Source organism: Glutamicibacter sp. NPDC127525, assembly GCF_042672105.1.
Classification (GTDB): domain Bacteria; phylum Actinomycetota; class Actinomycetes; order Actinomycetales; family Micrococcaceae; genus Glutamicibacter.
Genome location: NZ_JBHXVN010000004.1, coordinates 37,759 through 50,139, shown reverse-complemented (window position 1 = coordinate 50,139; position 12,381 = coordinate 37,759). Strand labels below are relative to the sequence as shown.

Annotated in this window: 18 protein-coding genes; 17 read left to right on the top strand and 1 reads right to left on the bottom strand. The window is 59.2% G+C overall.

The window, feature by feature from the left end; all coding sequences use genetic code 11:
• Positions 1 to 8 precede the first annotated feature (8 nt).
• From ACFVHU_RS10445 to ACFVHU_RS10430, 4 genes are read left to right on the top strand one after another with little or no spacing between them, the layout of a single operon-like run.
• Complete coding sequence (locus ACFVHU_RS10445; RefSeq protein ID WP_388024267.1) at positions 9 to 155, top strand: hypothetical protein; 147 nt, start codon at positions 9 to 11, stop codon at positions 153 to 155.
• On the top strand, positions 152 to 403 hold the full coding sequence (locus ACFVHU_RS10440; protein ID WP_388024266.1) for a hypothetical protein: 252 nt from the start codon (positions 152 to 154) through the stop codon (positions 401 to 403). The genes ACFVHU_RS10445 and ACFVHU_RS10440 overlap by 4 nt, the downstream gene beginning before the upstream one ends.
• 14 nt (positions 404 to 417) lie before the next feature.
• Positions 418 to 1,980 (top strand): hypothetical protein, encoded by a 1,563-nt coding sequence (locus tag ACFVHU_RS10435; protein ID WP_388024265.1) that lies wholly within the window; start codon positions 418 to 420, stop codon positions 1,978 to 1,980.
• On the top strand, positions 1,961 to 3,043 hold the full coding sequence (locus ACFVHU_RS10430; protein ID WP_388024263.1) for a phage minor capsid protein: 1,083 nt from the start codon (positions 1,961 to 1,963) through the stop codon (positions 3,041 to 3,043). The genes ACFVHU_RS10435 and ACFVHU_RS10430 overlap by 20 nt, the downstream gene beginning before the upstream one ends.
• Here the strand turns inward: ACFVHU_RS10430 and ACFVHU_RS10425 are convergent.
• Positions 3,040 to 3,309, bottom strand: coding sequence for a hypothetical protein (locus ACFVHU_RS10425; protein ID WP_388024261.1), 270 nt, complete (start codon positions 3,307 to 3,309; stop codon positions 3,040 to 3,042). The genes ACFVHU_RS10430 and ACFVHU_RS10425 overlap by 4 nt on opposite strands.
• Positions 3,310 to 3,413: 104 nt before the next feature.
• Between ACFVHU_RS10425 and ACFVHU_RS10420 the strand changes: the two genes are divergently transcribed.
• From ACFVHU_RS10420 to ACFVHU_RS10360, 13 genes are all read left to right on the top strand, one after another.
• Complete coding sequence (locus ACFVHU_RS10420; protein ID WP_388024259.1) at positions 3,414 to 4,145, top strand: hypothetical protein; 732 nt, start codon at positions 3,414 to 3,416, stop codon at positions 4,143 to 4,145.
• A gap of 13 nt (positions 4,146 to 4,158) precedes the next feature.
• Positions 4,159 to 5,106, top strand: coding sequence for a major capsid protein (locus ACFVHU_RS10415; protein WP_388024258.1), 948 nt, complete (start codon positions 4,159 to 4,161; stop codon positions 5,104 to 5,106).
• Positions 5,107 to 5,108: 2 nt separating this feature from the next.
• Entirely contained in the window at positions 5,109 to 5,405 is a 297-nt protein-coding gene (locus ACFVHU_RS10410) for a hypothetical protein (RefSeq protein ID WP_388024256.1), read from the top strand.
• A gap of 3 nt (positions 5,406 to 5,408) precedes the next feature.
• Positions 5,409 to 5,756, top strand: a complete 348-nt coding sequence (locus tag ACFVHU_RS10405; RefSeq protein WP_388024254.1) for a hypothetical protein — start codon at positions 5,409 to 5,411, stop codon at positions 5,754 to 5,756.
• 15 nt (positions 5,757 to 5,771) lie between these two features.
• Positions 5,772 to 6,197, top strand: coding sequence for a hypothetical protein (locus ACFVHU_RS10400; protein WP_388024252.1), 426 nt, complete (start codon positions 5,772 to 5,774; stop codon positions 6,195 to 6,197).
• On the top strand, positions 6,194 to 6,520 hold the full coding sequence (locus ACFVHU_RS10395; RefSeq protein ID WP_388024251.1) for a hypothetical protein: 327 nt from the start codon (positions 6,194 to 6,196) through the stop codon (positions 6,518 to 6,520). Before ACFVHU_RS10400 ends, ACFVHU_RS10395 begins: the two co-directional genes overlap by 4 nt.
• Positions 6,520 to 6,885 (top strand): hypothetical protein, encoded by a 366-nt coding sequence (locus ACFVHU_RS10390; protein ID WP_388024249.1) that lies wholly within the window; start codon positions 6,520 to 6,522, stop codon positions 6,883 to 6,885. Before ACFVHU_RS10395 ends, ACFVHU_RS10390 begins: the two co-directional genes overlap by 1 nt.
• Positions 6,885 to 7,316: a minor capsid protein gene (locus tag ACFVHU_RS10385; protein WP_388024247.1), complete on the top strand. Its 432-nt coding sequence runs from the start codon at positions 6,885 to 6,887 to the stop codon at positions 7,314 to 7,316. Before ACFVHU_RS10390 ends, ACFVHU_RS10385 begins: the two co-directional genes overlap by 1 nt.
• Before the next feature lie 3 nt (positions 7,317 to 7,319).
• Complete coding sequence (locus tag ACFVHU_RS10380) at positions 7,320 to 7,784, top strand: phage tail tube protein (protein WP_388024246.1); 465 nt, start codon at positions 7,320 to 7,322, stop codon at positions 7,782 to 7,784.
• A gap of 73 nt (positions 7,785 to 7,857) precedes the next feature.
• Positions 7,858 to 8,316 (top strand): hypothetical protein, encoded by a 459-nt coding sequence (locus ACFVHU_RS10375; protein WP_388024244.1) that lies wholly within the window; start codon positions 7,858 to 7,860, stop codon positions 8,314 to 8,316.
• A gap of 282 nt (positions 8,317 to 8,598) precedes the next feature.
• Positions 8,599 to 10,485, top strand: coding sequence for a phage tail tape measure protein (locus ACFVHU_RS10370; protein WP_388024242.1), 1,887 nt, complete (start codon positions 8,599 to 8,601; stop codon positions 10,483 to 10,485).
• 9 nt (positions 10,486 to 10,494) lie between these two features.
• Positions 10,495 to 11,244 carry a hypothetical protein gene (locus ACFVHU_RS10365; protein ID WP_388024241.1) on the top strand — a complete coding sequence of 250 codons (750 nt, stop codon included), beginning with the start codon at positions 10,495 to 10,497 and terminating at the stop codon, positions 11,242 to 11,244.
• 96 nt (positions 11,245 to 11,340) lie between these two features.
• Positions 11,341 to 12,354, top strand: coding sequence for a hypothetical protein (locus tag ACFVHU_RS10360; RefSeq protein ID WP_388024240.1), 1,014 nt, complete (start codon positions 11,341 to 11,343; stop codon positions 12,352 to 12,354).
• The last annotated feature ends 27 nt before the right edge of the window (positions 12,355 to 12,381 follow it).

Here is a 12,381-nt window from a genome sequence, read left to right as displayed (position 1 = left end):
AGAACACCATGAACAAGATGGAAGCACGAGCCAAAGCATTCGAGATGATCTTGAACAACTCACCTGGCGGTTCAACATGGGTTGCCATGATCAACGCCGCGGACACGGTCGCCAAGTTCATTATTGATGGCACGGTACCGGAGGTGAAGCAATGAGCGAGAACATCGACGTGGCCGGTGAATCAAAGATCGTTCCGTGGGCGGTCCAACCAACCGTAGGGCGCATCGTCCACTACCAGCCGTTCCACCAAGCCGACCAACTGGCCGCAATCGTTACCGCAGTCTTTGACGATGGATGCGTGAACCTAGCACTGTTCAACTCGGACGGAACAACCACACCGAAAACCTGCGCACGCCAAGCACCTGAACCCACTGAGGGTTTCTGGAACTGGCCAGCTCGATAACCTAGGAGGCCGCCTTGCCGTTGCCAGCCAACAACACCGTGTGGCCACCCAAACAACTAGAAGCCATCACACCAAAGCTCAACGAATGGGCCGCATGGTACGAATCCAACACTGACAGCCTCACCACCGTGTACACGAAGCAACCCGCAAACGTACGACGCGGTGTCCTGGGCGCGGTGAAGCGATTCTTCTGGGGCGACACTCGCACAGACCTGACGAAACCGGCTGAGCGTAAGCTCCACGTGCCTGCTGCAGCGGACTTGTGCAAGGCATCATCCGACTTGCTGTTCAACGAGCCACCAACCGTGACCGTCGACCACGAGAAAACACAGGGCCGGATTGAAGACCTTACCGGTCCAGACTTCCACGATGCCCTAGCAAACGCTGCCGAAACCACTGCAGCGCTCGGCGGTTCGTTCCTCCGCATCACCTGGGACGTAGAACTAGAAGATCACCCGTTCCTCACCCACGTGGACTACGACGCGGCTCTGCCTGAATTCCGGTTCGGACGCCTCGTCGCTGTCACGTTCTGGCGGGTAGTGCACACTGACGGGCAAATCGTCTACCGGCATTTGGAACGGCACGAAACCATCGAGGGTATCGGTGTGATCTTCCACGGCCTGTACCAAGGCACCCCAACGAACCTCGGCCAGATCGTCCCACTAGCCGACCACGCATCAACTGCTGGCCTGGAAGTGGACGAAGAAGGCAAGATCAGTACCGAGTCCGAAGGTCTCGCAGTGTTCCACTGGCCGAACATGGGACCGAACCGGTCATGGCGCAAAGACCCACTCGGACAGTACCTTGGCCGTTCGGATCTGGATGGGCTTGAACCGCTCTTCGACGCGTTGGACGAAGCGTACACGTCGTTGTTGCGTGACGTTCGCCTGGGCAAAGCCATGCTGGTTGTCCCCAACTCGCTGTTGAACAACAACGGCCCCGGCGCCGGCGCAAGCTTTGGCCAGGACGAAATATACGCGGGTGTAAACGCGCCCCCAGGATCGGCAGCTGACTCCAAACTCAGTATCGAGCAGATCCAGTTCGATATTCGTGTGCAAGAGCATGAGCAGACGATCAAACTCATTTGGGACCAGATCATCAAGTCCGCCGGCTACAGCGCACAGACGTTCGGGGACGGTGGCGACGTTGCCGTGACCGCTACGGAGGTGTTCGCGAAGGAACGCCGCTCCGGGCTGACACAGGGCCGTAAGGGCCGTGCTGTTCGCCCCGTGCTGGAAGCCATCGTGAAGAAACTCTTAGCTGTGGATAACCTTGTGTTCAACTTCGACAACGACCTCACCCAACCGGTTGAGGTTGAGCTCGCCGACGGCGTGAAGGACGACCCCGAAGCGTTGGCACGCACCGCACAACTCCTGGGCACCGCGCTGGCCGCGTCCATCGATACCCGCGTTCGCATGGTCAACCCCGACAAGGACGACAAATGGATCGCCGAAGAGGTTGAGCGGATTAAATCCGAAAACCAAGTCGATTCACTAGCTGACCCCGATACTCTAGGCATCGACGGTGAAGGCTTGTCTGAACAGTTTGGGGTAGAGAATGGCGATGCGACCGAATGAAGCGCGTGACCTCGCTGAGCGTGTGCGTGACATTTATGTTGCTGCTGAGTCGCTGATTTTGGAGAAGCTGGCCCGGGCTGTTGCTAATACTGGTGATAGTCCGGACTGGTTGACTACTCGACTAATGGAACAGCGTGCCCTTCTCAGGCAGTTGGACAGGATCCTTGCTGACCTTGACCGGCGGGTCCCTGGCGCTGTTGAACAGGTTGTTGCACTGGCCTATAACCGTGGCATTGCTTATGCGGTGAATGATGCGGAGAAAGCCGGCATTGAGGGTGACTTGTTCGGGCGTGTGGCGAACACCGGTGCTGAAACTGTGATCGCCCGGGCGGCCATCGAACCATTGGGCGGTATGCGGTTGAACGTGCGCCGATGGGTGTCCGATGTGTTCAACCGAGTGACATTGCAGGCCGCGTCCGAAGTTATCACCGGTAACGTGACACGTCGCGAAGCATCAGCACGACTGCTAAGGACATTGGCCGGCCAAGGCGTGAAGGGATTCACCGACAAATCTGGCCGACAGTGGGAGATGGGCGCATACGCCGAAATGGCGACCCGTACCGCAACCTCCCAAGCGTTGCGTGAAGGGCACGGCGACCGGCTGTTGCACTACGGTGTGGACACGGTCATCGTTTCCGACAGCCCTGAAGAGTGCAAGCTCTGCCGACCCTATGAGGGCAAGGTACTTTCATTGACAGGGAACACCACTGGGAAGCTGAAGGACGGCAAGACCGTTGTTGCCTCACTGAAGGAAGCGACCGGCAAAGGACTCTTCCACCCAGGCTGCACACACTCATACTCGGTCTACCTGCCAGGCATCACCCGCGGCCCCGGCCGAGTCACCGCCAACCCCGAAGGCGACCGACTACGCCAACAGCAACGCGCCTACGAACGCCGTATCCGTGGATTGAAGCGGGAGAAGATCCTCATGAAGGACTTGGACCCTGCAGCGTCAACGCTGGCCGGTGCGAAGCTTCGCGCCAAGCAAGAGGAATTCAAAGCCTGGCGCGAAGCTAATGGGCGTAAGGATCTGTCCTACCGGACGAACCTCAAGAACCGCTAGACAACAATAGATGCCCGCGGGCGGCCCGTGAACTCAATCTTCCCGTCTGCGCCAGCCTGCTTCGAAAGCTCGCCACCCCAGCGTGTACCTTCGACCCATTGGTAGCCCGATGGGGAGAATTCTCTCTGTACCCAAAGAGTGTCCCCATTAGGCTTTACGACGATAGCGATTCCACCACCTGGAAGAACGTTATAGCCAACCTGCTTTCCTTCTTCATCGCCCAATTTGTAATCGGTACCATCGTTGAGTCTGACGACTACTGACATGGTGATCAACTCCCTCTTTGTATGTTGGGCGCTGGTTGCGCCTAACCAATTTGAACTTTACCTAATCGCAGATTAATCCATGCCCTTGAAAGGGGTTTATTGCCATGCCTCGACCCAAGACTATTCACGGTATCGACCCATACGCACCAGGCGGTGTTGAAGCTCTAATCGAGTTCAACCGCGCACTATGGGGCGATATGCAGATGAACGCCGACGGCGCACCCGGCGGAGAACCAGCGGGCGAACCTGCCGGCACCCCTGCAGGCAACGAGACACCAGCTGGCGGCACTCCACCGGCCACCCCACCGGCACCGAAAGCCGCAGAAGCTCCGAAGGCCGACGAGTGGGACGGCAAGGTTGAGTCCCTGCCACCTGCTGCTCAGAAGATGATCGCAGACCTGCGCAAAGGTGAAGGCGACGAACGAGTAGCAGCCAAGACCCTCGCCGCAATCCAGAAGGCGCTCAACCCTGACGCGAAGGGCGACGAAAAGCCCACCGCCGAACAGCTCACCAAGCAGCTGGCCGAACGCGACACCGCCACCAAGCAAGCACAGACCGAACTAGCTGTCTACAAGCTAGCCGGCAAGCACGGTGCCGACGCTGACGCGCTCCTAGACTCCCGCGCCTTCCTGGCGAAGATCGCGGAAATCGACCACACCAAGACCGCCGACGTAGAGAAGGCGATCAAGGAAGCAGTCGAAAGCAATCCCAAGCTCAAAGCCGTCCGGGTGGCGGGATCGAGCTCTGCTGATGGTGCCGGCGGGTCCGGCGAACAGCGAACCAAGAAAAGCATGAGCCTCGCCGAGGCGACTGCATCCCATTACGGCACCAAGTAAGGACTGAACCCCCATGCCCGTAACACTTGCTCAGGCGTCTCAGAACGCCCAGACCGACCTCGACACCGCCATCATTGACGAGTTCCGCACCAACGACCTCATGGAGCTCGTCACCTTTGACGACGTTGTGAACCCTGCCGGTGGCGGCGCCACCTTGACCTACGGCTACCGCCGACTGGTCACCCCGGGCGAAGCCGCATTCCGTGCGATCAACTCCGAGTACGTTCCAAAGGAAGCCACCACTGAGCAGTTCACCACTGAACTGAAGGTACTTGGTGGTTCCTTCCAGATCGACCGCGTACTCGCGAATATTGGCCCTGCAGCTTCTAACGAGGTCGCATTGCAGTCCTCGCAGAAGATCAAGGCTGTGCAGGCCAAGTTCGGCGAAGCTGTCATCCTCGGCGACTCCGCCGTTGACGCTGACTCGTTCGATGGCCTGTCCAAAGCGCTGACCGGATCCTCCACTGAGGATTCCACCGTCCGCGACTGGTCCGGCCCGATGACTCAGGCACTCGCGTTCAAGATCCTCACCGACGTGGATGACCTGCTGGCCAGCCTCGACGGTGCTGCTGGCGCGCTCGTTGGTAACCAGCGCACCATCCAGCTGATCAAGGCTGCAGCACGGTACGCCAACCAGGCGACCCAGACCGTGGGCCCTCGTGACACCACGATCATCAGCTACTACGACGCACGACTGGTAGACGCTGGCCTGAAGTCCGGTTCAGCAGCACCAGTCATCCCGATCACCGCGGGCGTGACCGACCTGTACGCCATCCGCTTCGGCCTGGACGGCTTCCACGGCCTGTCCACCCTCGGCGGTCAGATCATCAACTACTACGCCCCAGACTTCACCACCCCGGGTGCTGTGAAGACCGGCGAAGTGGAGATGGGCCCAGTCGGTGTTGCACTGAAGAAGACCAAGGCCGCCGGCGTGTTCCGCGGCATCACCCTAGGAGCGTAACCATGGGTGCTGATCCGCGTAACTACGTGGAACCAACCCGGATCGGGTCACCGTTGCGTGATGCAGCGGTGACCCCTTCACCGGTTGACTTCCTCGCACCGTCGAACGCTGGTGCAGCGGGTGAGCTTGGCAACCCGCACGGCCCCAACGTTATCTCTCCCGGCCTGCACGGCGACGAGAGCGTACGCACCATCGCAACTGGGCCTGTTGGTGCTGCACCTGAACCTCAGAACGCGGATGAACTGGCCAGCCTCGTTGAGGCACAGCCTACCGCGGCAACCCCAGAACCGGAGGTATAGCCCATGGCTACCACTATCGAAGCACCTGTAAAGGACTTCAACGGCATTGTTGGCGGCGTTCAGTTCGCCAATGGCAAGGCCGAGACTGACAACCAGGCAGTGATCAACTACTGCAAGAACGCTGGTTACACCATCGGATCTGAGCCTTCGGGCCCGTTCGATCCGTCGAAGCACAACGTTGCCGAAGTCCGCGCTTACGTGGATGGGTTGGATGATTCTGACCCTGAAGCACGAGACGCGGAGTTCTCCCGCATCGTTGAGGCTGAGAAGGCTGGAAAGAACCGTTCCAGCTTGATCGAGTCTTGGGAGGGCGCACCTGCCAAGACTGAAGAACAGCCACCAGCAGAGTAACTAGGGCGGGGCATCATGCGTATCTATGCAACAGCTGCGGACGTTCAGGAATGGACGGGTCAGGCACCGCCGGATAACGTGGTGCCCCTTCTCCGCTCGGCTTCTGCTTTGGTGGAGGAAGCGACGATGCTGGCCGTTTATTCGGTCGATTCCGAGGGGATGCCACGGCACACCAAGACTGCCGCAGCCTTCCGCGACGCGACATGCGCGCAGGTAGCGTTCTGGGCCGCCAACGATCTGGACCCCGCAACGGGTGAGCTCGTAGAGACTGGCAAGCGTGTGGCATCGTCCAAGAGCATCAAGGGCGCTTCAGTGTCCTACGATGCGGCGGACGCGGCCCGGGCCAAACAAGCCCGTGTGGACGCGCTGTTCACGTTGTGCGCTGCAGCGTTCCAGATCCTCCGAAACGCTGGCCTGGTCAGCACGGTGGTGAACCGATGACAGCTGCAGACGAGCTGGAAGACTTCTACGACAAGACCGTCACCGTCCGAACCCTACTCGGCTCCGACGCGTGGGGAGACCAATGGGAAGAAACCGCGAACGTGCGGTGCTTCATCGATGAAACCCGCACACTCGTGCGTGACGGGGCCGGCGCCGAAGTCATCTCGGAAACAACGCTCACCGGCCCACCATACACAGCCGCACTGTACACCCCCGGATCGGAAGTCATCCTGCCAACCAGGACAGCGAACGTCATCAAAGCCGGTGTCGCGGATCCGGGCTTGCTGGATCTTCCCGCGCACGTTGAAGTGGCGTTGACCTAATGGCCCGGCCTAAAGGCAAGAGCATAGGCTCGTGGTCGTTCAACCCGAACCGCACCTTGATGCAGACCCTCAACGGTGCGTTGGAGAAGGGGCTTGTCCTTGGAGCTGAACACGTCCTCGGAGAGTCCAACAAGCGTGTCCCTCACGAAGAAGGAATTCTGGAAGACGCAGGCAGTGTCTCCTATGAGAGTGGCAAGCTCCGTGCGGCAATCAGCTACAACACACCTTATGCAGCGGTCCAGCACGAGGACATGAGCCTGCGCCACGACAACGGGCGCGAAGCGAAGTACTTGGAGAACGCCCTCAACGCGGAGAAAGACACCGTAGGTGAGATTATCGCCAAGGCGACACGAGGGGAGTTGTGATGTTCCAAACCGACTTCATGACGGCCCTGGCAACCCTCCTCCATGATCTGGGTATTGGCACGTTCCGCACCAGCGGAACCTATACCAGTACCGAAACAGCGATCAGCTTCGACCAGCTGCCACCTGACCCTGACCGGGCGATCGCCATCGCGCTCTACCCGGTAGCTGATGAAGGAACCACGGACAGCATTCAAGGAATCCAATTCCGGATCCGCGGCCCACGCAACGACCGCCGATTCGTCAAAGACACCACAGACCGGATCTTTGACGCGCTCCACGACCTGAAACACACCACCTGGGGGACAACTCCGGTCGTGCGCGTGTACAGGAACAGCGGGGCCAGCCTCCCCGCTGATGCCAACAACCGGCAAGAAGCCACCCAAAACTATTACGCCCAGATCACCCGGTCTGGCACACATCGAAAGGACTAGATCATGGGAATCACCCCCGGCGTGCTTGGTGACTGGGCAATGGAAGTTGCCCCGTACACCGACGGAACCGCACCGACCACTTGGACCCGTGTTTTCGGTATTACCGAGTTCACCCCTCCACAGACCGAGAAGAACCTTGAGGACGATTCCGAGTTCGACGGCACTCACTGGACTTCGCAGATCGCGACCGGCATCGGCTGGACCGGTGAAGGCACCGTGAAGACCCCTCGCGCCGGTATGGCTGCCGACCCGGGCCAAGCAATCCTGAAGGCCGCTTCTCGCGAAGTTCTCGAAGGCGGCCTTGTGCACACTCGCTTCTGGCAGGTCGGCGCAACGACCGGCGACCAGGGCATTGCCGATGTTTCGTTCGTGGACAACGGCGGCCCAAAGACCGACCTCACCACTGCAGCCCTGACCTTGACCGGTCGCGGTGCACTGACCGAGTTCACGGTCCCAGTCACCCCGTAACCCCAACAACCTCCGGTAGGCGTGTCGCGTCGAGGTGCACGCCTACCGGTTCAACCTCGACAAGGAGCACACCATGGGTAAGCTCAAAGACCTCTCCCAAATCATCAAGCCCGGCCATGACCTTCCGATCAACGGCAAGACGTACCATGTGCCGGCAGTGACCGCCGAAGTAGGTCTGGCGTTCAACAGTTTCGTCTCAGTCGCTTTCCGCGCCCAGCAGGCGAAGCAAAAAGACCAAGACTTCATCCCCGACGATGACGACATGCAGATCCTCAACGACCAGCAGGAACACGACATGGTTCGTGACGTTCTCACCGGTGGCCTGTGGGAAGAAATGGTTGAGGACGGGCTCACGTTCGAGCACATGCGCATCGCCTCCATGTACGCCCTCCTGCACGCCACCCAGGGCGAAAATATCGCAGACATGTTCTGGGCCTCGGGGGGAAAAGCACAAGCGCCGAACAGGTCGGCGCGCCGAACGGCGACCCGGACCCGTACGGCCGCGGCGCGTACAACCCGGAATCGGGCCTAAGCGAACGATACGCATACCCCGACGGGAAACCACCCAACTCGGGGCTGCAGTGGGTAGACCTGTTCACCCACTGGAACCTGATTGAAGCTGACTTGCACCAGTTCTACAGCATCGACGTGGAGTCCGGCGTTCTGGGTACTCGGACATACAGGTGGCTGATCACGCGTGTGGCAGGCCTGTTCGCGGTGGAACATTCACGGCTCCGGTTGAAGATCTACCCACCGGAGAAGAACAAGCAACCTGGCAGGCCTCAACGCCGCCGCTAAACCCTAGGAGGATCCCTTGGCCCTTTCGATTGGCGAACTGGTCGGCTACGTAGGGCTGGACACCTCCCCGGCTGAGAAGTCTCTGGACGGTTTCCAGAAGGGCTTGAAGTCACCGAAGCTGCAGAAGGCGGCAATGGCCGGTGGTGCACTCGTGGGCGCAGCAATGGCAGCTGGCCTGGCTAGCGCGATTACCGGGGACACAGCGACTCGTGCCGTACGCGCAAGCCTCGACCCAGCATCCAAAGAAGCCGAGACAGCAGGTAACGTCGCCGGCGCCCTGTTCGCCAAAGGCTACGGTGAAAGCTCGGCAGACACCGGCGCAGCCGCAGCCGGTGTGATCACCTCCATCAAGGGGATGCGCCAAGCCACCGAAGAAGAAGTCGCGAAGATGACCGGCACCGTCATGGACATGGCCAGCGTGTTCGAACTCGAATCAGACCGTGTTTCACAAGTCATCGGTCAAATGATCACCACAGGGCTGGCGAAAGACGGAGCCGAAGCAGCTGACCTGCTGGCGGCCACCTTGCAGAAGGTACCGAAGAACGTCCGCGAAGAGATCATTGATGCGACTGACGAATACGGGCCGTTCTTCCAACAGCTCGGCATCGGCGGCGAAACCGCTATGACGATGCTGGCCGAAGCATCTGCCAAGGGCATGTACGGAATCGACAAGACCGGCGACGCGCTCAAAGAATTCACGATCCGCTCCACGGACATGTCGAAAGCCTCCGGCGAAGCCTACGCAGCTCTTGGCATGGATCAAGAGCAGATGACCAAGGACCTGCTGGCCGGCGGCGACACCGCCGAGCAGGCCTTCGCGAAGATCATTCTTGGGCTGCAGGACATGAAAGACCCCGCCGCCCAATCACAGGCTGCCCTCGCTCTGTTCGGCACCCCGTTGGAAGACCTTTCCACGGGTGAGATACCCGGGTTCATTGACCAGCTGGCCAACATGGACGGGGGGCTTGGCGACGTAGTCGGAACAGCTCAGCGGATGACCGACGAAATCCACAACGGGCCCGGTGCTGCACTCACAGAGTTCAAGAACACGATGATCTCTGAGCTTGGCGGGGCCATGGAACAGGCCATGCCGTTGATCCAGCCAATCTTGGACCTGCTGATCCAGTTCGCACCGCTGCTCATCCCACTCATTGGCGTGATCGGTCTTATCGCTGCAGCAATCGCGGTCTGGACCGGCGTGCAATGGCTACTGAACGCAGCTTTGCTTGCGAGCCCGGTAACGTGGATCGTCCTGGGCATCATGCTCCTGATCGGTGCGGTCCTCCTGCTAGCTGCGAACTGGGATGCAGTGGTCGCCTGGGTCTCTGAGGTCTGGGGCGGATTCATGAACTTCCTGTCCGATAGCCTGCAAAAAGCCGGCGACGGCATAGGAAACTTCGTAGACGGAGCTGTCGAATGGTTCCAAAGCCTGCCCGGGAAAATCCTCGACGCGCTGGGAAATCTGGGTAATCTTCTGATCGACGCAGGCAAGCAGATCCTCGACGGCTTCTTAGAAGGCCTCACCAACGGCTTCAACGCTGTGAAGGACTTCGTAGGCGGCATCGGCACTTGGATCGCAGATCACAAGGGACCGAAGCAGTACGACCTGAACCTGCTGGTTCCGGCCGGCGGGTGGATCATGGACGGCCTTGAAGACGGTATCGAAGCGTCCATGCCGTCGCTCGGCGCAACGCTGGGTGACGTGTCCTGGATGGTCGCCAACGGCATTGACCCTGAAGTCGGGGTGCCTACCTCGAATGGTGTTACCACACCAGTCGAAGCTGGTGGACAAACCTTCTACGTGACCATCGAGGGGCAAGAAGATCCCGAAGCTACATGGCAGATCTTCAAATCCCGCGCCAACGAATCTCTACGCGCACAAGGCTCCGATGTTCTGCTCTAAGGAGGGCGCATGAGTAAATCAGTAACCCTCGACGGGCAGACCATCCACGGCTTGGATCGGTTCGGGTTGTGGAGGATCAACCGCATGGAAGGCTGGGACGAGACTCCGGCGGATAAATCGAACTCGGAGTCCCGCCCCTTCGCTGACGGTGATTACGATGCGCCCGTGTTTTACGGGCCACGACTTGTCACCCTCAATGGACGGTTGTCGGCCAGTAACCCAGGTGACGCTTTCACAGCCCGTGAACAACTCACCTCGCTACTGCGCAACCCGGGCCGTTTCCAGGTGGACCAGTTCGGGTTGCCACGGTGGGCCAACGCACGCCGCGGACGCATTAAGCCAGGGCAAATCAAAGGCCGACACCTGCCCTTCCAAATGGAACTACGGTTCATCAACTCGTACAAATATGGAGAGTCGTACGCGGTACCAGGAAACACGGTTGACGCAGCTTCCTTGTATCACCGAGGGACAGCTCCTGCTTGGCCAGTGATCACGGTATCCGCGTCATCATCCAACGGGTATACGCTCACTCTGAACGGCAGGCAGGTTGTGGTAACGCGTGCCATTGTATCTAGTGCTCCGCATGAGATTGATTTCAGGACGGGCATTCTTCGCGTTGGCGGTTCGGTTGTGCGCGGCGGACTGAGCACAGCGAACTTCTCCCCGATCAATCCCGGCATGGCTCAGAACATGTTCATCAGCACAGGCGCAGGATCATACGGATCAATAACGGTCCGCTATAACGACACATTCATTTAGGAGGCCACTTTGGGTTACCGAGTGTGGAGTGTTTCAACCAAAACTTGGGCCGATCGTGTGGAACTGCTCCCAACCTCATGCAGCTGGTCTCGAACAATGAACGGCGGGTCAGGCGGAAACGCGAGCTTCAACCTATCCGACCCGGACGTGGCCGCATACGCGAACCTGACCGAGCTCTACCCAGGGCAACGTGCCATCGTCGTGGATTACGACAACGTCGTAGTGTACGCGGGCATCGTTTGGGACGCTAACTACGACCGAGACTCGCAGAAGCTCAACATCACGCACAACGACATTTGGTCACTGTTCGACCTACGCCTGATTAGCGCAGTCCGGGACGAGAACATCGTGAACTGGGAAACCACGTTCTCAGGGCTCGAATACGACACCATCATCAAACGTCTGGTGCAGCTGGCGGTGTCTGGCAATGGCCGAAATATTCCCATGGTCTATGAGGATGACTACTCCGGCGGCCGATCGCGCACGTACTACGGGTACAACCTCGATACCCTCATGGATGCCATGCAGGAAATCATGGATCTTTCCGATGGCCCTGACGTTGATTTCCGGCCTGAATGGGATGGTACTGGCGGACTGCGGTTCACAGTGCGCACCGGTGAGCTGACGCTGAACGAAATTGAAGTCAATTTCAGTGCCGATCAGGCGCCGGCGAAGGGCTTGTGGATCAAAACGAACGCCCAGTCTCTGGCGACGCAGATGTTTGCGGTAGGCGAGGGGCAGGGAAAGAAGACCGCGAAAAGCCCGGGGCTCCTGGTGCGGGAATCACAGTCCGCAAACATCGCGGATTATCCGTCGATGGAACGGCAAGAACAATTCAAGAACATCAAGAAGGGCCCCGAACTTTACGATCATGCTGCATCCGAGCTGGTAGCTAACAACGGGGCTATCCGGCAGGCCGGCTGCCAGATCAAACTTGATTCTCCTGTGCTGGGGAGCATGTGGGAGTTGCGACCAGGAACGAACGTTCACTGGTATATCCGTGATGATCCGTACTTCACTACTGGTTGGCGGGATTGGCGTGTCATCAAGTATTCGGGTGATATTTCGAGTGACTTCGTGACCCTTGAATTCCAGCCGAAGGGCGGTTGAGCGTGGCTAAAGTTCGGTCCCTAACGG